The organism is Fibrobacter sp. UWH9 (assembly GCF_900129715.1).
Taxonomy (GTDB): Bacteria; Fibrobacterota; Fibrobacteria; order Fibrobacterales; family Fibrobacteraceae; genus Fibrobacter.
Window position 1 is genome coordinate 94,261 of sequence record NZ_FQWP01000002.1, and the last position, 22,137, is coordinate 116,397.

Genomic DNA, 22,137 nt, shown 5'->3' on the forward strand with positions numbered 1-22,137 from the left:
CAATTAATTTTAATGAATAGTCGCAATTTCAACCCATAACAATAAAACCCCGTCAGTTCATTCTGGCGGAGTTCTTATTTTATAGTCGAAATTTACTTTCGTCCGTTCAGTATGCGGCTTATGGTTTTCGTAAGGACGATCATGTCAATGGGTTTTGTCACATGGTCGTTCATTCCGGCTTCTAGAGCGGCACGGCGGTCTTCCTCAAAGGCATTGGCCGTTGTCGCAATAATGGGAATGTTCTTACGGGAATCAGGAAGCTTACGAATTTGACGGGTAGTTTCATAGCCATCCATTTTAGGCATTTGGATATCCATCAAAATAAAGTCGTAATAGCCCGGGTCGGCCTTAGTCAACATTTCCAGACATTCACAACCATCTGCGGCACGTTCAACCTTGAAGCCAACTTCTTCCAGAAGCGTCGTTCCGATTTCCACATTCAGGTCGTTATCTTCTGTGAACAGAACTCTAAGACCTGCAAGATCCATTTTTTCTGCATCGGAACTTGACTTTTCAGAAACAACATTTTCTTCACAGATTTTATGGACAAAGCCAAGAGTAAACTTGGTTCCCTTTCCAAGGCTACTTTCTACTTCAATGGTACCGCCAAGCAGGTCCACCAGTTTCTTCACGATGGGTAAGCCAAGACCAGTTCCCGCAATCTTGCTTTCGGTGGAATTTCTTTCACGGACAAAGGAATCGAATATATGGGGCAAGTAATCTGGAGCCATACCGATACCATTGTCTGAGATGATGAAATCGTAAGCGGCATAGCCTTCCTTATCGCAAGGCTTTTCTGTCAGTTCGACGTTAATGGTTCCGCCTTCTACAGAATACTTTACAGCATTACTCAAAAGGTTTACGGAAATTTCGCGCATCTTCACAACATCGATGCAGACATTTTCGTGAACAATATTCACGGCAAAATTCATGGTCAGATGATTTTCTTTAAGGGAAGCCTCAAAGATACTTGACGTAACCTCGACCGTTTCGCGCAGATTAACCGGGCTTTCCACCACCTCGGATTTACCACTTTCAATGCGAGCCATTTCAAGCACATTGTTAATCAGCGAAAGCAGGAAGTCTCCGGCATTCATCACCTTCTTCAGGTATTCCTTCACCTTGGCCGGATTATCGCTTTCCTTTTCGATTAGGCTTGCAAATCCAAGAATGGCATTCATGGGAGTACGGATATCGTGACTCATGTTGTTAAGGAACGTCGTCTTCGCACGGCTGGATTCCTCTGCAGCGGCAAGGGCCTTTTTCAGGAGTTCCTGCTGTTCTTGTTCATTGGCCACAATTTCGGTAGCGTCACCGTGATAACCACGGAGACAGTAGGCCCCATCGGGCAAACGCACTGCAGTTCCACCACAACGGTTATACACGATTCCCAGCTTAGGATGATTCCAGCGGTAAAGCGCTTCGGCAAACTGGCCAGACTTCATCTTTTCAACAGCAGCACCAAATATGGGGACATCTTCCGGGATGATTCTCGACGCGAAGTATTCATGCAAGTCTTCCTCAGACATGGAACCGCCATCAACGCCGATCAGTTCGTAGAACTTTTCGTTTCCATTCAACAGACTGGGCAAGCCTTCTCTAAAGGTAACAAACCAGACCCCAAGCCCGGCATTGGTAATAATGTCGTTGTATTCCGCCAATTTTTTACGACTATTTTCTGCATTGACAAGAGCCGTTTCCGTCCGGACGATTTCATCCTTGTCAAAGACGACGCCCCAAATTTCATCTTCGGCGCCTTCGGTCTTGATCAAGCGGCCACGTTCTTCCACATGTTTCCAGGAACCATCCTTGCAGCGCAGGCGGTAGCTGACAGTATAGATTTCACTATTTTCCAGCGTGGGAATATCCTGTCCAAAGTCATCGGGATGAACAATCCCCTCAAGACAACCACCAGATACCGACAGCAATTCTTCTACAGTATAGCCGAGCATTTGCGCAAACTGTTCCGACACATACTTGAAGGAAAAGGCATCGTCATTCCGTCCAATCTTAAATCCACCGCGGATCGTTTCGGCGATAGTCTTCGCCTGCATTTCACCACGCATCAGGAGCTTTCTCATTTTTTCGTTGACGTGCTGCAGCTGGCGGTTAAAATTGGCCAGGTCCTTCATATGACGGTGTTCTTCAGCATCACCCATGTACATGCCGATATAGACGAACACAAGGGCAACACTCAAGCCCAATTCCGAGAAGCATCCCTTCAAGTTCATAAGAACCTGAACACAGGATCCAAATACGGGGGGAATCACATACAGTAACAGGAAGCTGATCGCTCTAGGCTGCAGCGAAAATTTTCCCTTGGAAGTCTTTTCACGAAGCAGGTAAACAAATACACTCAGCACGTAAGAGTACGGCACCAGCAGTTGCAGCAAGAACAGGCTTCCGCGACGGTAGACACCACTCTCATCAATATAAAACACCCAATGGGTCTTAAATGAAATTAGGCAAACCAGGGCATAGGCAATCAGGGGGATGGCAACAAACCATTTCTGTTTCGTAAACTTTTTGTTCTTTCTAAGGGCAAACAGACGGAACATCCAGACAGAGGCAAGATAGCTGGCCACAGCCGGGAACACCACCAACAGAAAATAGAGCAGACCTTTACCCCACAAGGGGAAATCAACTAATCCATGTTCCGAGCAGATGACACCGATTGCGGAAATCTGAAGCAAAGTCACAGCCAGTGCAAAAGCGCTGAACGACAAATGCGACGAAGATTCCGCTCTTTGAGAAAAAGCCTTGCCCAAGACAAATAGGTCTATACCAAGGAAAAATAACGCATGAACTACGTAAACTACACCTGCATCCATATACAATATCCCGTTCTAATTATTACAATAATAATATAAACAAACATTGCTCACTTTTATTTGGCGGGTCCTCCAGAAAGTGATTATTATAACATCTTTAGGGCATCGCATACCTTACAATTTATGTAAACACACAAAATCTTTTATTTTTCAAGCAATTACGTTAAGACGCAGCCTATTTTATTCATTTTTTGTAAAAAATTAGACCGTTTCACCCCTCTTTTTCACAAAATAAAAAGGATTTTTTTTATAAAACCACCTATTGCCGAGGGGAATCTCCTTTTCTATTTTTGCACCCGATGAAGAGAACTGAAGTACAGAATCTCCAGCATGCACTCCAGGGTGCAGCACCGGCAATCCAGAAAGTCGGTTGGGTTTCTACTTTTCAAGACGTTGTTTCTGTTTTCAGTTTTAGTGTTTTTAAGGCAAAGGCTTTTAGCTTTTGCCTCTTTTTTTGCTCTACGAAAAGGGGCCGCGCAGCACACCCCTCCGCGTCATTCTGAGCGAAGCGAAGAATCCAAAAGAGTTTTAATTAGAACAAGTAAAAAGGTAAAACGATGAACGATAAATTCAACTGGAAAGCAAAGCGCGATCGCAAGGCATTCATTGCCCTGGCCGATGGCACCGTATTCCACGGCTACGCATTCGGCGAAGCCAAGGACACTGTAGGCGAAGCAGTGTTCAACACCGGTATGGCCGGCTATAAGCAGATTCTGACCGACCCTTCTTACGCTGGTCAGTTCGTAGTGTTCACCACCGCAGAAGTGGGCGCCTACTCCGCTAACATCGAAAAGTCCGAATCCCGCCAGGTGTTCCTGAACGGTATCGTCATCAACGACCTTTGCGACGCCTCCGAAAACGTGGGCGAACAGTCCCTGGATTCCTACATGAAGGAACAGAAGAAGGCCGGCATCGCAGGTGTAGACACCCGCGCCCTCACCCTCCACCTCCGCAACAACGGCGCCCAGAAGGCCTACCTCCATGTGGAAGACTCCGAAATGTCCGAAGCAGACGCCATCAAGAAGGCTCAGGAATGGATCGGCCTGGATGGTCAGGACTACGCTTCTGTAGTAAGCGACCCCAACGGCTACGAATTCTCCACCGAGGGCAAGTACAACGTAGTTGCTCTGGATTTCGGTATCAAGACCAACATCCTCCGCGACTTGGCCAGCCAGGACATGAAGGTGACCGTCATGCCCATCAACACCACCTTCGAACAGATTCAGGCTAAGAATCCCGATGGCGTGTTCCTCTCCAACGGCCCCGCAGACCCCAACTCCCTGCCCCAGGTTGCAGCCCTCGTAAAGCAGCTCCTTGGCAAGTATCCTCTCATGGGTATCTGCCTGGGTAACCAGCTCCTGGGTCTCGCCCTGGGCGCAAAGGTTTCCAAGCTGAAGTTCGGCCATCACGGTTGCAACCATCCGGTTAAGTACCTGAAGACCGGCGCCGTGGAAATCACCAGCCAGAACCACAACTACGCCATCGACGAAACTAGCTTGCCGGCCAATGTGGAAGTCACCCACATCAACCTGAACGACAACACCGTAGAAGGCATCCGTTGCAAGGACGTTCCTGCATTCAGCGTGCAGTACCATCCGGAATCCGCTCCGGGTCCCAACGATTCCTACTACCTGTTCGAAGAATTTAAGAAGATGATTGAAGAATTTAAAAAGTAGTGATTAGTAAACAGTGGTTAGTAAACAGTGAAAATAAGGCGGCTACGCCGCGATTATAGAACCAACCACTAAACACTAATCACTAACCACTTGACGATTTTTACAAGAGGAAATTAATATGCCTAAGCGTACAGACCTCAAGAAGATTATGCTCATTGGTTCTGGTCCGATCGTTATCGGCCAGGGCTGCGAATTCGACTACTCCGGCGTGCAGGCCTGTAAGGTGCTCCGCCGCGAAGGTTACGAAGTGGTGCTGGTGAACTCCAATCCGGCAACCATCATGACCGACCCGGAAATGGCCGACCGTACCTACATCGAACCGCTGAACGTGGACATTCTCCACGAAATCATCCGCCGCGAACGTCCCGATGCATTGCTCCCCACTCTGGGTGGCCAGACCGCTTTGAACCTGGCCATGGAACTCCACGAAAAGGGTGTTCTGGAACGCTACAACGTGGAACTGATCGGCGCCAAGGCCGAATCCATCGCCCGCGCAGAAGACCGTAAGCTCTTCAAGGACGCCATGCTGAACATCGGCCTGGACCTCCCCCGCTCTGGTTCTGCACACTCCATGAGCGAAGCTCTCGCCATTGCAAACACCATCGGCAGTTGGCCTCTCATCATCCGTCCGGGCTTTACCCTGGGTGGTACCGGTGGCGGTATCGCACACAACCCGGAAGAATTCGAAACCATCGTGAACCGCGGTCTCGACGCTTCCCTGAACAACGAAGTCTTGATTGAAGAATCCCTCCTGGGCTGGAAGGAATTCGAAATGGAAGTCATGCGCGATAAGAAGGGCAATGCCGTTATCGTCTGCTCCATCGAAAACCTGGACCCCATGGGCGTTCACACAGGCGACTCCATCACTGTGGCTCCGATCCAGTCTCTTGACGATCGCGCTTATCAGGCCATGCGTGACGACTCCCTGAAGGTGATGGAAGCTATCGGTGTTGAAACCGGTGGATCCAACGTTCAGTGGTCTATCGACCCCAAGACGGGCCGTCGCATCATCATCGAAATGAACCCCCGCGTGAGCCGTTCTTCCGCTCTTGCTTCCAAGGCAACGGGCTTCCCCATCGCAAAGATTGCAGCCCTTCTCGCTGTGGGCTACACTCTGGACGAACTGAAAAACGATATTACTCAGTCCACCCCCAGCTGCTTCGAACCGGCTCTGGACTACGTCGTTACCAAGGTTCCCCGCTTTACCTTCGAAAAGTTCCCCAAGGCAGATAGCACTCTCGGCACCCAGATGAAGTCTGTGGGTGAAGCCATGGCTATCGGCTCCAACCTGAAGCAGTCCCTGCAGAAGGCACTCCGCTCTCTGGAAACTGGTTTCGGCGGCTTCGGTGCCTGCGCCAAGTGCGAACAGTTCCTGGCCTACGACGACGAAACCTTGACTCGCGAAGTGGCTCGCCCCAGCGCAGAACGCATCTTCGTGGTGTACGCCGCCTTCCGCCGCGGTTGGGACGTCGAAAAGCTTTACGCACTCACCAAGATTGACCGTTACTTCCTCCGACACATGGAAGAACTGGCCCAGTTCGAAGACGAAATCCTCTCTGCAGGTTCTCTCGAAAACCTCTGCAAGGACAAGGACCTGTTCCGCCAGGCCAAGGAATTCGGCTATAGCGATATCCAGATCGGTTACCTGTTCCACAAGACTCCGGAAGAAGTCATGGCAGCCCGTAACGGTATCAACCTGAAGCCCAGCTACTATTCTGTAGATACCTGCGCCGGTGAATTTGAAGCCGTCACTCCGTATTACTACTCCTGCTACGCCGACAATACCGAACCCGTCCGCGAAGTTCCGAACCGCGACAAGAAGAAGCGCATCATGGTGCTGGGCGGTGGCCCGAACCGTATCGGCCAGGGTATCGAATTCGACTACTGCTGCTGCCACGCTGCATTCACTTTGAAGAAGCAGGGCTACGAAGTCATCATGGTAAACTCCAACCCGGAAACCGTTTCTACGGACTACGATACTTCTGACAAGCTGTACTTTGAACCGCTGACCCTCGAAGATGTCATGGGCATCTACGAACGCGAAAACTGCTACGGCGTTATCGTTCAGTTCGGTGGTCAGACTCCGCTTAACTTGGCAATGCGCCTGAAGAAGGCCGGTGCAAACGTTGTGGGTACCAGCCCCGAAGACATCGACCTTGCAGAAGACCGCGACTTCTTTAAGCAGCTGGTTGACAAGGTGGGCATCAAGCAGGCCGAATCCGGCATCGCCCACAATGTGGAAGAAGCCCTCGCCATCGTAGACAAGATCGGCTACCCCGTTCTGGTCCGTCCCAGCTTCGTTCTGGGTGGCCGCGGCATGGTGATCGTCTATAAGGAAAAGTACCTCCGCAAGTTCGTGGAAGAAGCTGCCGCCATCGGCGAAGGCAAGCCCATCCTCATCGACCGCTTCCTGGAAGATGCTACCGAACTTGACGTGGACTGCATCAGCGACGGCAAGCACACCGTGGTTGGCGCCATCATGGAACACGTGGAACCTGCAGGTATCCACTCCGGCGACTCCGCAAGCGTTATCCCGCCCATGTCCCTCTCCAAGGATTTGCAGGACCGCGTACGCGCCTACGCCAAGGAATTCGCAAAGGAACTCCATGTGGTTGGCCTTATGAACATGCAGTTGGCCGTCAAGGATGGCGAGCTCTACATGATCGAAGTGAACCCCCGCGCCTCCCGTACAGTGCCCTTCGTTTCCAAGTCCATCGGCGTGCCTCTGGCAAGCTACGCAAGCCGCTGCATGTTGGGCGAAACTCTGGAAGAAATCGGCTTCACCGAAGAAGTTGCCGTTCCTTACGTCAGCGTCAAGGAAGCTGTATTCCCCTTCGTGAAGTTCCCGGGCGTGGACGTCACCCTCTCTCCGGAAATGAAGTCCACCGGCGAAGTCATGAGCCTGGATCGCGACCGCGGCCTCGCCTACCTCAAGAGCCAGCTGGCTTCCGGCAACCGCATCCCCGACAAGGGCAACATCTTCGTATCCCTCAAGGACGAAGACAAGGAACGCGCAGTGCCTCTCATCAAGAAGCTTGCAGACCTGGGCTACGGCATCTACGCCACTCGCGGTACTTCTACCATCCTCTTCAACGCTGGTATCAAGACTCGCGCCGTGTTCCGTATCTCCCGTGGTCGCCCGAACCTGCTGGACCTCATCCACGATAACGAAGTCCAGTGGATCGTGAACACCTCCGAAACCGGTGCCGAAGCCATGGTGGACGAAATCCAGATGCGCAGTAAGGCAGTGGTCTGCGGCGTGCCTATCACTACTACCATCGCAGCCCTCACCTCTACCGTTGAAGGCCTCATGGACAAGTACGACTACGGCCGCTTCGAAGTCTGCAGCCTCCAGGAATACCATCGTCACATTGTGAAGTAATGGGCGTTGCCCTGGCGGGCCGGCCCTCTTGCGCTATAAAAAGACCGAACTGGAAAAATCCAGTTCGGTCTTTTTTTCGTTCAGCCTCGCGCTCCTTGAAACTGCACAAGGCAAGCGCCGCGCGAGTCCGACCCCATGCGGGCTGCGGGGCCTAACGCGAAAGCATTATCAGAACTTCACATCCCTTAATGAAATCTTGCGCAACCGGATTCGTGTCGAAGTGTTTTCTACAAAAACTTTCCAGTAATCGACTTCCGCCCAGAAGGTTTCCGCCAAATCGAAGCGCCAGTAACTTAAGGACTTCTTGCGCTTGCCAAGCCACCAGTAGAGCCATTTGAGGCGACCGCCTCCTACATGGCGACCAAAGTTGCCACCCTGCAGGATTTCCCGCAGGAGCCACCTCCCGCGGAATTCGTCGGGCTTGCAAAGCATCAGACTTTCGTCAAGACCAAACGATTCACAAAGCAGCCACATGAGGGCCCCCGCAATTTTTCGCAATCCAAAGCTGTTCAGGTTCGCCTTCAGTTCGTGGCGATCACTTTCGCTGGAATGCCTAAGCAACACGTAATAATCTACAATCTGCCGGAGCCCTACCCCGCCACCAATAAAATGGCGATAGATGTGCGATAGCTGCATGGCCAGCGCAAACTTCATGGAATGGGCGCAGAAACCTTCGGGAACCTCCACCGAGTTCAGGATTTCCCTGTCCAGATATTTCAGCAGCCGCCTTGTCGTAAAAGGATTGTAGTTGCCCGAAGACGTGCGGAAATGAACTTCCACATCAATTCCACGGTCATTTTTCATGTGGGTGTGGTGCGGCGAAGCCTTCTGCGATTCCTGCATTCCAGTTTCCCGCAGCATACCCACGACGCTCTTTTTCCCGCCGGAAACCCAGATGTCGATGTCACCCGGCTGCCGACAAAGCGGATTCGGGTAAAGGCGAGCATTGGCCTGCCCCTTCAAAACGGCGCAGCTTCTGCCATGCCCCTTGAAAAATTCAGTAAGCTTTGCGGCTTCCTCATTCAAAATCTTGTTCAGGCCACTAAAGGATTCCGCTTCGCTGGCCCACTGGAACATCAGTTCCATGGGAGGGCGCAGCTCCTGAGGCAACATCATCACCCCGTCAAACGCAAGCCCCAGAAGCGTCTGCCGGTCCGCCTCGTTGTAAATGCGTTCCCACTCATCCGCAGACAGCTGCGGAAACGCACCAGCACTAGCCCCCGGACACCCAAGGGCGATACGCAACAGAAGAAAAAAATTATCGTATCTGGAAAAATCCATAGCATTCAGACAAAATACTGTAAGGCCGAATATTTTATTTCGGGAAGATCCTTCAAGTTAGCATCATCTTTTGATGCTATGTAAAACTCATAGTATCTTTTGAACATTTCCACAATTCTAGTGTAATTTGAATTAAGCTCTTGGAACTCCCGTTTATCAATAGACGCAGGAAGACCAACATCTTCATCTACAATTACAACAGCCTTGCAAAAATCTAGTGCAGGAACTTTTTGTTCATTACTTAATTCGGAACGGCCAGATGATCCGAAAAAATATACGGATTGAGGAACGCCTTTTCGTTTTTTTGGCTTATGAGCATTTGTCCTAAAAGGAACAGCAAACTTTTTTCCAAAGGCCTCTATTATTAACGTTAGGTAGGGGCGCTGCTGCTTGCAAAGAATTTCGGAATCCAATACATGCTTTGCGTAAAATGCTGGCGTCAGTACAACAATGTTAATCACTTGTTCCTCCTTACAAGAAATGCCGGATTTTACTCCGGCACATCTAGTTGGCCTTTCTTTTTTTTCTCAGGTGGCGACCTACCACCCTGTTTCATCTAGTCGGCCTTTCTTTTTTTCTCAGGTGACGACCTACCACCCTGTTGCATTACTTAATATAGTTTTCCGCAGAACCTTTGTCAAGCACCTACCCTAAAATCCGCACAAAAAAGTCCCTCCGATTTTGGTCGGAAGGACTTTCGTTTTATACTTCAAGGCGAAATCGTAAAAACAAACTAATCGTCAACGACAACACCCATTCTGTCGGGAAGGCTGCTCTGCAGCAAGTTTGAACGGTGCTTCAGCTTGATCACCTTCACCTGGGGCTTTTTGTACTGTTTCTTCTGCTCTTGCTTTTTCATTTCTACTCCTATTACTGAAATTTGCCGCCATAACCCTTGGGACCGTCATTTTCAAAACCGCTGTTTTGCAGCAGGTTCGCACGGTGTTTTAGCTTGATCACTTTTACCTGGGGTTTGCAATACAGTTTCTTCGGTTCCGGCCTTTTCATTTTACGATAACCTTGCTCTTGTTATTGAAGAAGGAGCCCTTAACGCTGGGTTTGCCGTTGAGTTTACGGCCCTTCATGTCGAACCAGCGCTCTCCCGCGGCGTTGAACTCGCCGGTGCGGGTATTGAGTTTACCGATATACAGAGTTCCGCCCTCATCGTCATCCACGACCACATCCAAGTAATTCGGGGTCTCGATACTGGAAGTCGAACGAGCCATGGGAGCCATGCCACGGAAGGATGGTTTCGGAGAAGGTGCCGGAGTTGCGACAGGATTGTAATAGAGGTAGGCTCGCATAGGCGGCAGATTTGCACCAGCGGTAGCTTTCACAAATTCGCCAATATGGACATCGGCAACATTCTCGGCAGCAAAACCATAAACATACCCAAGATCCGGATGACCTTCCTTCCAGACCATTTTTCCATAGGTTCCGCGAAGTTCCCAGCCATCACCCTCATCCTGGCCCTGGTCCGTGGGAGAGGCATCCAATGTACGTTCCAAGGTAGCCCCAGTCTTAAAGGAGATGGTCTCGCCAGTAGTTTTCACTAGGTACGGGGTGTTTGCGATCAGTTCGTCACGAACGGAACCCACGTGAACAGTCCAGTCATCCGAAGAAACATACTTAAATCTGTAGAATACAGCGCCCTCCACATTTTCCACATACATGCTAAAAGGCAGCGTAATGGTGGAGATTGTGCCAGCGGCAAAGGTCCTATTCAGCTCAATTGCGTCCACATCGATATTCCAAGGGAGCAGTACGGAGGTTTCGGAGTTTCCGTCGATAATTGCCTTGCTATCGTCATTGTATATACAAGCTGCGCCGTAGGTTGTGCCAAGGGCGGCCACCGGGGACATTTCAACATGGCCATCCACATCGGCAAAGCGCTTGTGGCACTCATTGCAGATATAGCCAGCTTCCCAACCTGTTTCGGAGCATGTGGGTACTACAGCATCATCGGTCCAGACCAGCATAGATGCGTCGTGATCAACAATGTGGTCCTTGTAATCCTTCCAGCCATCGGCAAACCTGTAGGCGTCGGCTGAACCATGAGGCACGTGAATCAAATATTCATCAGGAACGCTGTAGAAAGTCATCCATTCCCCCAATTGAGGGGGCACTTTTGACTTCATATCCACACGGATCAAAGGAGTTTCTGCAAAAGCGAAATGCCCAATAGTTTCAATACTGCTCGGGATTTCAATACTAGTCAAGCGTTTATTACCATGAAATGCGCCACTTTCTAGTTCTGTAACACCATCGCCCAAAAACATGACACACAGACCGTCCTCGCACTTATTTTTCTTAATATCATACATAGATGAAAGCACAGGCAAAGCAGTATCACCGTCGCTGGTTGTGTAAGCAATATAGTGATTGCTGAAAGTTGCTTCTAGGCTATTCTGTTCAGCATCAACCGTGTATTCAAATGTTGCTGGGACATCGACATCACTGTTCCAGCTAAGGAACTTGTATCCGTCTGCAGGCTCCGCGGTAAGGGTAAGTACTGTACCAACAGGGTAGAATTCGTCGGGATCGTAGCCACTTACAGAACCGTCGCCAACCACGGTCACATCAACACGAACCGGCACCTGAATTTCAACACTCCCTGCGGCACCAGACCAGTTATCGCTTTCCTCGACCTTATAGTAAACCGTATAATCGCCGCCTTTATCCGCACAAGGAATATTTTCCGAGTAATCATCATCATCATCTAAACTGTAAAGCATCGTTCCAAAGTTCGTAGATCCGGCGGTAACAAGCGCGACACATGCACCAGCGTACTTCGGATCAGCAGAAGTCGGCGGAATAACAGTAGGCGTAGCCTTTGTGATATTAAAGGATTTCGAAACAGAACCAAATTCCGCATAATCGCCCTTGAATGTAACCGTTACAATTGCAGAAGAGCCAACATTTACATTGTTGGAATATGAATATTCATAGTCAAGTCCTTCTTCAAAATTAAGCGAACCTAATGAAACTATAGGTTTTGGAGTAATCGCTTCTCCTGTATATGTCTGATCCTCTACATCAGAAATTGGATTTCCAGTATATATGATTTTACGTTCTCCATTTTCAATAATGGTGAAATAATCATTTTTACTTTCAGACACATCAGTATTGTCATGCATATAGATAATATCTTTTCCAATACTTGAGGCATCTACCAAATCAACAGTATCATAAATGGTTATTGTACCAATTTCGTTAGTACCTCTACTAACAATATTTCCTACGCCAATACCATAAATATTTCCTGTGCCAAAACCTCCATCACTACCGCCTATTGCCTTTACAGTCCCACTCTTGATAGTGATGTCACCAAGTCTTGCAATCTTATTACTTACACCAGTTCCGATTCCAGCACCATCTTCGCCACCTACAGCGGCAATGTTTCCTCCATCGATAACAATATTTCCACCAATAACCTCAACATCCCATGCCGCACTAAGCCCAATTCCTGCCGCCCTAAATGCACCTGTTGCCACAAGCGAGCCACTTCCTTTAATAACGAGCGTTGTGCCAGCACCTCCAACTTGAATACCAGCATTCATGCTATAACTCTTTACATTATTATCTCCATCAAGAATAATTGTTGCTGTTCCCTCACAAACAATACCGCCATTTATTGTTGCATTTGAAAGTGTAATCGTTGCTCCATCTGCAATCGTAACTTTCCAGTATGTTCTGCCACTTAGTACATCTGCATTTACAGCAGTAAAACTGTATGGCGCATCTGACAAATTGATATTATTATTATGACTTATTGTTGCTGTAATGTTTATATCAGTTTCTTCAATAGTAATAGTATAAACACCATCTGAATCATTTAAAATATTTGTTCCATCAGAAACATTAGATGCTTCATATAGAAAAACAGGCTTAAATTTAATAATCGTACCAGCAATATACTTTCCTTCACCATCCGCAGGATTTGAAGTACTTATGATTTCCATATTGTCAGGGAGACTGATAGAATATGTTTTTGCTACTTCTGCAGTCACATTTACATCGATTTCAGGCATTTCAAAAGTATATGTGTTATTCCCTGCATCCAATAATGGTACAGTTCCTCCATTTACTTTTATAGATGCAGCATCAACCGCAGAACCTACAATAGTCAGCGCAACCCTCTCACCAGCAAGAGCATATTCAATATCTGCAGTTATGTGAGCCTTGAGATCATCGCTTATTGCAATGTGATGACACAATGCTTTGATACGAATATTTCGCTGTTCTCCCTCACCAGAATCATAGAATATCGCATCCTTGGCAGCACCAGTCACTATACTTCCTTCATTCTTAAAATTAACGGTAATATTTTCTTTATTCCCTATACATCCTGAATTATTAGATGTTGCGACGATTTTCTTAATTCCGTTTGAAATATTAACAGTTATACTGCCAGTTCCAGATTGTCCAGCTCCAATGCCCTTTGCATAAATAACACCACCATTTAGATTAATGACACTAGCTTTCCCTAAATTACCACTTCCAATTCCAGCACCACTTCCCTCAGTATCTGCAGCATCGACAATTCCACCATTAATCGTAATTGTTCCAACCGATCTATATTGAACTGAACCGATACCAGCACCTATAAATCCGCGTGCTGTAATCTTTCCGCCATTGATCGTTATCGAACCCGCGTCACCACTACCATACGCACAACCAATTCCTGCATATGGATTACCCAAATGATTTGGAGCCGTAGCATTCAGCACCCCCATATTCGCTTCATCTTCTGTTTGTGCATATATGTTAAACGATGCATCAGTTGATACTGTGATGCCTCTATTTGCATTAAGAGTCACTCCATCTGCCAATATCAAATGAACTTCACCATTTACAATAATACGATCAGATATTGTTACATTTTCGGATACTAGATACCAGCCTGCATTCCATATTGTCGTGTCACTTGTAACTTTTGTTGCAACCTCGTTTAGCTGCACCAAATCCCCAGAAGAATTCATATATGAGATTTTTTGAGTCTGTACTTCTGTAATTTCTGCTGTCATCTTTGCATCAGAGAAAAAATGTCCACACACTGAGCACTGCCAGTATTCTATATAGTTAGCCTCTTCTTCGTGATGCACACCTTCATGAGGCAACGCTGGCGTTACACACTCTTCTGCAGTAAGTTCCGTAACTCCTAATTCATCTGCAAAATATTTTCCATCGGTACGACGATAACATTCTTTCAATACACCTTGCTGGGTGCAAGTTGCTTCCTGCGGAGTGAGGTATGTATAAGCCCATTCCTTGTATCCATAAAGCCTAATTTCAGTCAACTTCATGTTTCGGCCACTATTCGCACATTCAAATTTGAAATACCGATACATGGTATTGTCTTCCTTGGTAATAGGAAAAGTTCGCTCCATATCCAAATAAGAAGGAACAGAATAAGAAGAAACTTCGACATATTCGTCAGTTTCGCTAGCTTTCGCATATAATCTCAACTCCGTTGGATGTCTCGAAGCAGTAGTATTATATAAGTTTACTATGAATCCCCTTAAGATAATAGGGTAGTCAGACGAAAACTCAACAGATGCATATTCTCCGGAAAGAGAAAGTACTACATTCCACAAAGATTCAATATCCCCATCTACCATTTTAGAAGATTCAGGATCAGCATTAGTACCAGCGACTCCTTTTATGGCATTAAAACCTGTGAACAATGCGTAGTCTTTGCCATCTATCTCGATAGTTGATTGTACTGTTTCAGTAGCAAAGGCATTTGCCGAGAGCAACAGAAGCATAGCCAGCACCGACAGAGTTTTTGTAAATCCACGAAGTTTCATAAATTTTCCTTACTTTTTCCCTAATTTTCGAAAAAGATAGAAAATACGCACAAATTTACAATAGCACAAAGGTCCTAAACAAAAGCTATTCATCCCCGGATAGACAAAGTGTCTCCACGAACTGAGGAACTTACTTCTTCACATAGACATAGCGTCTTCACGAATTGAGGAACTTGCTTCTTCACATAGACAAAGCGTCTTCACGAATTGAGGAACTTGCTTCTTCACATAGACAAAGCATCTCCACGGATTGAGGAACTTGCTTCTTCACATAGACAAAGCGTCTTCACGAACTGAGGAACTTACTTCTTCACATAGACAAAGCATCTACACGGATTGAGGAACTTGCTTCTCTACATAGACATAGCATCTACACGGATTGAGGAACTTGCTTCTTCACATAGACATAGCATCTCCACGAACTGAGGAACTTGCTTCTTCACATAGACAAAGCGTCTTCACGAATTGAGGAACTCGCTTCTTCACATAGACAAAGCGTCTTCACGAATTGAGGAACTTGCTTCTTCACATAGACAAAGCGTCTTCACGAATTGAGGAACTTGCTTCTTCACATAGACATAGCATCTCTACAGGTTCGTAGAGCAGCTTCTTCACCGAAAACAAGCTCCTTGCAAGTTTTTTTTGAGGCAATCGATTCCAATCGGGAATATTTTTCTTTATAAAAAAGGCCTGCAAGCCTAGAAAAACCGGCGTTTTTTGAAAAATTTCGCGTGGTGCAAAATGGTTGCATCCTTTTTAGAAAATCTTCATTTACATACAAACTTTGTATAGATTTTTAAACTTTTCTTTAGCGGCGGACCCTTGTAGTTTAGTGATCAATGAGCCGGGAATTGCTCGGACAGATTGACCTAAACATCAACACTCTTTACGAGGGTACCTATATGAAAAACGTTAACGCAATCAACTTCAACCGCATCACCAACGACGGCTTCATCGGTTTCCACAACAACGTGGCAACGGCAGCCGCATCCATCAACCTCAAGGATGTCCGTTCCCAGCTGGACGCATACAAGGCAACCATCGGCAAGTTCTCCGACTACACCACCAGTGTGGCGGAGGCCGCGGCAAAGAAGGGCGCATCGGAACAGGATTCCAAGCGCACCGTCGCATTCCGCAATTTCCGTGGAACGGTAAAGGTTCTCACAGGCTCCCTGGACCAGCAGCGTTCCGCCCTGGCCAAGGAAATCTGGGAATACGTAAAGGGCTACGGCAATGCAGGTTCCGTTGACCAGAAGAGCCTCACCGGCATCATCGAATCGGTCATTGCTAACGTCCAGGCGGTTATTAGCAAGGAAGAATATGCCGGGGCCCTGGCCGGGAGCGAACTGGAGCTTGCCTTCAACGCCCTGAAGGAGGTGCAAGGCGCATTCGCCGAAGCCAACCAGACCCGTGCCGAAGAACGCCGCATCCGCGAGGAGACCACCAGCAAGAATCTCCGTAACGATTGCATCAGCGCCTTCCGCCAGCTGATTAACTTCGCGCAGTACAACGCAGCCACCAAGGGTGACGAAAGTTGCATGGCCTTCATCGACAAGGTGAACGTATTCATCGCCAACAGCCGTTCCCTCTACAAGGCTCGCGCAAAAGCCCGTGCAAAGGCCCGCGAAGGAGCCACCCCGGAACCCCGTGACGCTGCCGCCCTCGCACTCCCGGTGAACGCCGCCGCAGGCGTTGCCGAAGGGAGGATTAATGCCGCATAGCAGCTACATCAACCCCGACAACATTGCTCAAGAAACCTTCGGCGACTGTGTACAGAAAATCCATTAATCAATGTAATGCGAATTACCAATCGCGTTATCAACGGCGGACACGAAGTTCCCATTTCTAAAATCATCTCTCGTTATTACAAATCAAAAACAAACGCAACGTTAATTCTGCCTTTAGTCGATCGAGCTTATCTCTACGACAATTCCATCGAGAACGAAACACCCCGCCTGATTTGCAGAATGGTGGACGGCACATTGATCAAACAATACTCCGACACCATTCCCGAATGGGCAAAAGACCTGCTTAAATAATCTATATTCCGCCTATGCTCTCCTACGTTTGGCCCATGGCCCTAATCATTTCCTGCAACGTTATCTATCAGATTTGTGCCAAGTCCGTGTCCAAGGGAATGAACCCCTTCGCAGCATTGGCCATTACCTACAGCGTTGGAGCCATAGCCTCGCTCATTCTTTACTTTATTCTGGGAAAGTCCGGCAGTCTGCTTGCTGAATTCAAGCAGCTGAATTGGGCGCCCATCGTTCTTGGCCTTATCGTGGTTGGCCTTGAAGTGGGCTTCATCTATGCCTACAAAGCCGGCTGGCCCGTAAGCATCGCGCAAATCGTGCAGGCCACCATTCTCGCCATCATCCTGATTTTCGTTGGGTATGGGCTTTATAACGAAGCCATCACCTGGAATAAAGTGGTGGGCATTCTGGTTTGCCTGGCGGGCTTTGGACTGATCAACCTGAAATAGAGTACAACTCAGCAGCAAGCTCAAAACAGTTAAAACATTTTTTATTCCAAACTAAATAAAAAAATGTAATCTCTCCACAATTTCCTTCTATTTTGAGGGCAGGAGAACAAAATTCTATGAAAAACGCTTTTATCAAGTCATTTATCATGGCTAGTGCGTGCCTGTTCATGTTCGCATGCAGCACTTCCAAAACGTCCAATCCAGCAAGCAGCATCGCCAGCCCCGATGATCCATCCATTCCTGCTGAAATTCAAACCGGCGAAGTCACAAATCCAGAAATCACCCAGCCAACAGAGCAACCTGATTATGGCAGCGGAGTCGTTGAAAATCCGTCAAATCCAATAGAAAATAGCGACTCCTTGACAATCCCGCCAAGTTCTTCTGCGGACACTCCTATAGCACCTTCATCCAGTTCTTCAGAACTAAACATCATTTCATCATCAAGCACATCCGAGCCACAAGTGGGACCCATTACACCAGATGCAGAGACTTTCAACTCCATGTTCTTTGGAGCATGGGTGGGCGGACCGGAAGAAGTCCCCCAGCCTACGGAAGCCAACGTCGAGGCTTTTGAAAGATTGCAGGGGCGCCATCTCGACGTCATCCACCATTTTGTCCTTTGGCAATACAATGACTGGGCCTGGACAAAGCCCTACGTTGAAATGGCAAAGAAGCGCGGTTCCATCATGATGATTACCTGGATGCCCCAACCTTACACAGCGCAGGATATCCTCGACGGCAAAACCGACGCCTACCTGGATGATTTTGCTAAGGGCGTGAAGGAATTCGGATCCGAAATCTGGTTGCGACCGCTTCATGAATCCAACGGCGATTGGTACACCTGGGGCACAGGCAAAGATCCCGTCAATAACGCCGAAGACAAAGTTGCCGCAGCCTACCGCCACATCGTAGAACGTTTCCGGGCCCAGAACGTCTCCAACGTCAAATGGGTTTGGACAACAAACGCTAGCAACAGCGGCGCAAAGTCCACATTGAAGGGTTCCTACCCTGGCAACGACTACGTAGACTACACCTCTATCGACGGCTACAACTGGGGTACCGCACAAAGCTGGTCTAGCTGGCAAAGCTTCTCACAAGTGTTCAGGGCTGCATACAGAGCCATCGAAGGCTTCAACAAGCCCATGTTCATCGCAGAATTTTCCTGCAGCGAACATGGCGGTAGCAAGGCAGAATGGTTCCGGGAAATGTTCCGCATTTTGCCCACGGAATTTCCCAAAATAAAAGGTCTCGTCATCTTTAGTCAAAGCAAAGGCCATGAAGCCGACTGGGGTGTAGATACTTCCGAAGAAGCCCTAAAAGCATGGAAGGAAGGCATTGCTGCCTTCCCTGCCACTAAGTAACCGCCTAGCTCCCAAAAATGCGTTAAGCGTCAAGCCCACTTCTAATTATCGGATGTGGGCTGTTCTTGTGGCGTACTTGGCATCTGAAGGCAATCTACCACAACATCGTTGCTAAACTGCCCCCAAGATTCATTTGCGTAGGAATAGTACGTTGTCTCCTGCAAGCAAACGCCATTAGCACAAGTGACGTTAGAACCATCATGGAGTTTCTTGAATTCTTCTTCAATAGCATCAAAGTCTAGTTCTTCTGCACTTTTTGCATCGGAATAAACCTTGTACACATATTCATAATCCACATCGGAATCGTCATCCTCAATGTACCCATTGTGATCAAGTTCAATGCAATAAGCCGCTCCAGAGGCTTTATCTACGCCCTTGACTACGCATGTCAAACTGCTAAAGTCAGGACCATCCTCCTTTTCATACGTATTTCGAATCAGCACATACTGTTCCTTAAATACATTCGGTTCAATCACTGTGGTACAGCTATAGGAACCTTCATCCACATTGTGGCTATACTGGCCCTCGCAAGAAAGGGACAACCTTGTTTCACTAGAGCTGGCATAGAAAGGAATCGTATCCACAAGACCCTTGGCTTCGGACACGGTCAACGTCTGGGTTACCACAGAATCCTTTATTGAAACACGATATTCCAAGGCGCGTCCTTCATACTGTTCACAACGAATATATTCCTCCGAGCCCAGGTAATTGAAATAGACACTGCCTTTGGCATAATCTTTTTTCAACATGCAGTGGTCATCCTTGTCATCAGCAGTAGAACAAGGCTCCACTTCGACCCTCTCGTCCAAGAAATGTCCCGCATCCCGATAGGAATCCAGAATTTCTTCACGAGATTGCGAATTTTCTTCACGCGTCACGGAATCCATGTCAGGAACCTTAGGAGTTTCATCATTCGGTTTCAAAGCCTCATTCAATCCCGCTGCCGGCGTATATTGAGGAGAGACTTCCTCGGGACTTGAGCTGTTATCGGAACAGGCAAGCAAACCCAGGGCGGCAATGCCGCATGTTAGCATTTTGTAATTCATAGTTTCCTCCTTACTTTAATTGTGACATTTGTTTATAACTTCTGCGGCAAAGGACGCCCAATAAGGATCTTCATAAGGTGTTTTATTTGCAGCCCCTTCAGTAAGCACAACCTTACATACATCTTCTGCCAGAATTCCGTCTTCGGCAGCACAGGCATTTTCAAAAACATCCCGAACATTTTGATCATCTGTCCTCAAGATCTTTTGAACAACACCGGCTTCCCTGACCACCCTGTAGGAGTAGGTAAAACCAGCTTCACACATAACTTCGGAAGAAAAATCATGTTCCTCAAGAGACAAGTAGCCAGATTGGGTACCTCCCTTAACCGTACGGAAATCACATTCCGGCAAGCCGCAATTATCAGGAGCCATATCATAAAGTTCGCGGGGCAAGAGAATGTAGTTGTACACGCTATCTAAAGATGCTCCAGAGAACTCAACCTCATTCAATCCCGCTGCCGGCGTATATTGAGGAGAGACTTCCTCGGGACTTGAGCTGTTATCGGAACAGGCAAGCAAACCCAGGGCGGCAATGCCGCATGTTAGCATTTTGTAATTCATAGTTTCCTCCTTACTTTAATTGTGACATTTGTTTATAACTTCTGTGGCAAAGGACGCCCAATAAGGATCTACATAAGGTGTTTTATTTGCAGCCCCTTCAGTAAGCACAACCTTACATACATCTTCTTTCAGAATTCCGTCTTCGGCAGCACAGGCATTTTCAAAAACATCCCGAACATTCTGATCATCTGTCCTCAAGATCTTTTGAACAACACCGGCTTCCCTGACCACCCTGTAGGAGTAGGTAAAACCAGCTTCACACATAACTTCGGAAGAAAAATCATGTTCCTCAAGAGACAAGTAGCCAGATTGGGTACCTCCCTTAACCGTACGGAAATCACATTCCGGCAAGCCGCAATTATCAGGAGCCATATCATAAAGTTCGCGGGGCAAGAGAATGTAGTTGTACACGCTATCTAAAGATGTTCCAGAGAACTCAATTATATGAATGTTCCCCTGTGGGATGCTGGGATCAAAGCCCGGATCAAAACCCGGATCTGAAGATCCGTTATCGTTGCTAGAATACCCCATACCGGAGCCAGAACTTTCGATAACTTCGCTGGAACTGGAATTTTGATTTCCTCCAGTCGGGTCATCGGCAATAGAATTACCCTGTTCGTCAACACCAGCCACGCCTTCGGATCCGCAGGCGCATAGCATCGCCGTAAAAAAAATTGCGAAAAGGCCATTTCTCTTTTTCATATTGTTCTCCCTAAATTTTTTCCGTCAACGGGAAAAATTGCAAATTCAAACGATAGACCTGATCGATATTCTCGCATTCACTGGCGATCGCCATAATCCGTCTGCGAAATTCATCAACCTCCTTATTGATGCGTTCGAATGTTTTGGCATCTACCCCCATAGTTATACCAGAAATATTCCTTTCTCGAGGATCCACATTTTCAATAGCTTCCCTCGCAAAATCAATCATCTCGCGATTCAGGGAACGTAACGCCAAGGGAATCGCTTCCGTAGAACCCGAAATGACACGATCCGTCTGACGGTATTCATTGACACCCGTTTCCTGAAGTAAATTCGCCTTCGTCAACAGACCGAGCGAATCCCTGACCTGCTGAGCCGTAAAAGTGTGCTTTATCTTTCGCGCCATTTCCAGAGGCAAGGCACCGGGCATCAGAGGAGCCAATTCGCGAACGATGGTGTTGACCGCAGATTCATAATAGGCAAAGGTGTCAGAGTCTATGACACGCGCCTTCTGTTCCTTGGCAATCTTAGTCATCTCTTCGAAACAAGCCTTTTTCTTGGCGTCTATTTTTGCATTTCCAAACTCAACCATCTTTTCAAAGTAGGTCAACTCAAAACCAGCCAGTCCCATAGCGGCAGCCACCTTGGGCACACCCACCCGACTCAGAGAAGTTTTACCATCACACACCAACTTCAAATAAGAAGGTGACGAAAAATCAGCCATCCTGGAAAACTCGCGCCAAGTAAAAGCGGACTTTCGCTTCCGTTCCTCGTAAAAATCCTGCATGTAGCAGCGATAATCTTGATACTCAGTAATCGGTTTCATATTTCCTCTCTTGCATGTTCAATATAACTAGGTTTTTTCAAAAAGTCAACAGAAAATGATACAAAATATTAGTTTTTCTTTAATTTTACCCAATTTTATCAATCATTTAAAAATTTTATTCCGTATATGAAACAAATCTTACCTTATATGATACAGAAGAAAAAGAAACCCCGTACCAT

The 22,137-nt window shown here is 47.5% G+C and carries 16 protein-coding genes and 1 pseudogene; 6 read left to right on the top strand and 11 right to left on the bottom strand.

Annotated features, from left to right (window positions below; translation table 11 throughout):
* Positions 1-92 precede the first annotated feature (92 nt).
* Both BUB94_RS02205 and BUB94_RS17430 read right to left on the bottom strand, forming a co-directional pair.
* The gene (locus tag BUB94_RS02205; RefSeq protein WP_073233854.1) at positions 93-2,726 is read right to left on the bottom strand and encodes a hybrid sensor histidine kinase/response regulator; all 2,634 of its coding nucleotides are present in this window, start codon (positions 2,724-2,726) and stop codon (positions 93-95) included.
* 329 nt (positions 2,727-3,055) lie between these two features.
* A pseudogene (locus BUB94_RS17430) lies at positions 3,056-3,103 on the bottom strand (stage V sporulation protein M); the annotation flags it as partial.
* Between the two features lie 285 nt (positions 3,104-3,388).
* On the opposite strand from BUB94_RS17430, the gene carA reads away from it, so the two are divergent.
* Together carA and carB are read left to right on the top strand one after the other, a co-directional pair.
* Positions 3,389-4,507 (top strand): glutamine-hydrolyzing carbamoyl-phosphate synthase small subunit, encoded by a 1,119-nt coding sequence (gene carA / locus BUB94_RS02210; protein ID WP_073233857.1) that lies wholly within the window; start codon positions 3,389-3,391, stop codon positions 4,505-4,507.
* 118 nt (positions 4,508-4,625) lie between these two features.
* Positions 4,626-7,889, top strand: coding sequence for a carbamoyl-phosphate synthase large subunit (carB, locus tag BUB94_RS02215; RefSeq protein WP_073233861.1), 3,264 nt, complete (start codon positions 4,626-4,628; stop codon positions 7,887-7,889).
* A gap of 168 nt (positions 7,890-8,057) precedes the next feature.
* Here carB and BUB94_RS02220 read toward each other — a convergent pair whose 3' ends face one another.
* From BUB94_RS02220 to BUB94_RS02230, 5 genes are all read right to left on the bottom strand, one after another.
* A complete protein-coding gene (locus tag BUB94_RS02220; protein WP_073233864.1) occupies positions 8,058-9,170 on the bottom strand; it encodes a nucleotidyltransferase domain-containing protein in 1,113 nt (370 codons plus the stop codon).
* Between the two features lie 5 nt (positions 9,171-9,175).
* The gene (locus BUB94_RS02225; protein WP_073233867.1) at positions 9,176-9,631 is read right to left on the bottom strand and encodes a hypothetical protein; all 456 of its coding nucleotides are present in this window, start codon (positions 9,629-9,631) and stop codon (positions 9,176-9,178) included.
* Positions 9,632-9,903: 272 nt separating this feature from the next.
* On the bottom strand, positions 9,904-10,029 hold the full coding sequence (locus BUB94_RS17290; RefSeq protein ID WP_254917750.1) for a hypothetical protein: 126 nt from the start codon (positions 10,027-10,029) through the stop codon (positions 9,904-9,906).
* Between the two features lie 11 nt (positions 10,030-10,040).
* On the bottom strand, positions 10,041-10,178 hold the full coding sequence (locus tag BUB94_RS16650) for a hypothetical protein (RefSeq protein ID WP_158278287.1): 138 nt from the start codon (positions 10,176-10,178) through the stop codon (positions 10,041-10,043).
* Positions 10,175-14,980, bottom strand: coding sequence for an InlB B-repeat-containing protein (locus tag BUB94_RS02230; RefSeq protein WP_073233870.1), 4,806 nt, complete (start codon positions 14,978-14,980; stop codon positions 10,175-10,177). Before BUB94_RS02230 ends, BUB94_RS16650 begins: the two co-directional genes overlap by 4 nt.
* 902 nt (positions 14,981-15,882) lie before the next feature.
* On the opposite strand from BUB94_RS02230, the gene BUB94_RS02235 reads away from it, so the two are divergent.
* From BUB94_RS02235 to BUB94_RS02260, 4 genes are all read left to right on the top strand, one after another.
* Complete coding sequence (locus BUB94_RS02235) at positions 15,883-16,701, top strand: DUF6261 family protein (RefSeq protein WP_139260103.1); 819 nt, start codon at positions 15,883-15,885, stop codon at positions 16,699-16,701.
* Between the two features lie 75 nt (positions 16,702-16,776).
* A complete protein-coding gene (locus BUB94_RS02240; protein ID WP_073233875.1) occupies positions 16,777-17,019 on the top strand; it encodes a hypothetical protein in 243 nt (80 codons plus the stop codon).
* A gap of 14 nt (positions 17,020-17,033) precedes the next feature.
* Positions 17,034-17,462: an EamA family transporter gene (locus BUB94_RS02245; protein WP_073156511.1), complete on the top strand. Its 429-nt coding sequence runs from the start codon at positions 17,034-17,036 to the stop codon at positions 17,460-17,462.
* A 116-nt stretch (positions 17,463-17,578) separates the two neighbouring features.
* The gene (locus tag BUB94_RS02260) at positions 17,579-18,823 is read left to right on the top strand and encodes a glycosyl hydrolase (RefSeq protein WP_083538035.1); all 1,245 of its coding nucleotides are present in this window, start codon (positions 17,579-17,581) and stop codon (positions 18,821-18,823) included.
* A gap of 41 nt (positions 18,824-18,864) precedes the next feature.
* Here BUB94_RS02260 and BUB94_RS02265 read toward each other — a convergent pair whose 3' ends face one another.
* Genes BUB94_RS02265 through BUB94_RS02280 form a run of 4 tightly spaced genes read right to left on the bottom strand, consistent with a single transcriptional unit; the run spans position 18,865 to position 21,958 of the window.
* Positions 18,865-19,869: a hypothetical protein gene (locus BUB94_RS02265; protein ID WP_073233892.1), complete on the bottom strand. Its 1,005-nt coding sequence runs from the start codon at positions 19,867-19,869 to the stop codon at positions 18,865-18,867.
* A gap of 15 nt (positions 19,870-19,884) precedes the next feature.
* On the bottom strand, positions 19,885-20,430 hold the full coding sequence (locus BUB94_RS02270) for a hypothetical protein (protein WP_073233895.1): 546 nt from the start codon (positions 20,428-20,430) through the stop codon (positions 19,885-19,887).
* 15 nt (positions 20,431-20,445) lie between these two features.
* Positions 20,446-21,132 carry a hypothetical protein gene (locus BUB94_RS02275; protein ID WP_073233898.1) on the bottom strand — a complete coding sequence of 229 codons (687 nt, stop codon included), beginning with the start codon at positions 21,130-21,132 and terminating at the stop codon, positions 20,446-20,448.
* Between the two features lie 10 nt (positions 21,133-21,142).
* Positions 21,143-21,958, bottom strand: a complete 816-nt coding sequence (locus BUB94_RS02280) for a TIGR02147 family protein (RefSeq protein WP_073233901.1) — start codon at positions 21,956-21,958, stop codon at positions 21,143-21,145.
* Positions 21,959-22,137 lie beyond the last annotated feature (179 nt).

Coding starts and splice junctions, on each gene's coding strand:
- carA (WP_073233857.1), top strand. CDS start 3,389: ATGAACGATAAATTCAACTGGAAAGCAAAGCGCGATCGCAAGGCATTC.
- BUB94_RS02265 (WP_073233892.1), bottom strand. CDS start 19,869: ATGAATTACAAAATGCTAACATGCGGCATTGCCGCCCTGGGTTTGCTT.
- BUB94_RS02240 (WP_073233875.1), top strand. CDS start 16,777: ATGCGAATTACCAATCGCGTTATCAACGGCGGACACGAAGTTCCCATT.
- BUB94_RS02245 (WP_073156511.1), top strand. CDS start 17,034: ATGCTCTCCTACGTTTGGCCCATGGCCCTAATCATTTCCTGCAACGTT.
- BUB94_RS02270 (WP_073233895.1), bottom strand. CDS start 20,430: ATGAATTACAAAATGCTAACATGCGGCATTGCCGCCCTGGGTTTGCTT.
- BUB94_RS16650 (WP_158278287.1), bottom strand. CDS start 10,178: ATGAAAAGGCCGGAACCGAAGAAACTGTATTGCAAACCCCAGGTAAAA.
- BUB94_RS02235 (WP_139260103.1), top strand. CDS start 15,883: ATGAAAAACGTTAACGCAATCAACTTCAACCGCATCACCAACGACGGC.
- BUB94_RS02230 (WP_073233870.1), bottom strand. CDS start 14,980: ATGAAACTTCGTGGATTTACAAAAACTCTGTCGGTGCTGGCTATGCTT.
- BUB94_RS02220 (WP_073233864.1), bottom strand. CDS start 9,170: ATGGATTTTTCCAGATACGATAATTTTTTTCTTCTGTTGCGTATCGCC.
- BUB94_RS02280 (WP_073233901.1), bottom strand. CDS start 21,958: ATGAAACCGATTACTGAGTATCAAGATTATCGCTGCTACATGCAGGAT.
- carB (WP_073233861.1), top strand. CDS start 4,626: ATGCCTAAGCGTACAGACCTCAAGAAGATTATGCTCATTGGTTCTGGT.
- BUB94_RS02275 (WP_073233898.1), bottom strand. CDS start 21,132: ATGAAAAAGAGAAATGGCCTTTTCGCAATTTTTTTTACGGCGATGCTA.
- BUB94_RS17290 (WP_254917750.1), bottom strand. CDS start 10,029: ATGAAAAAGCAAGAGCAGAAGAAACAGTACAAAAAGCCCCAGGTGAAG.
- BUB94_RS02260 (WP_083538035.1), top strand. CDS start 17,579: ATGAAAAACGCTTTTATCAAGTCATTTATCATGGCTAGTGCGTGCCTG.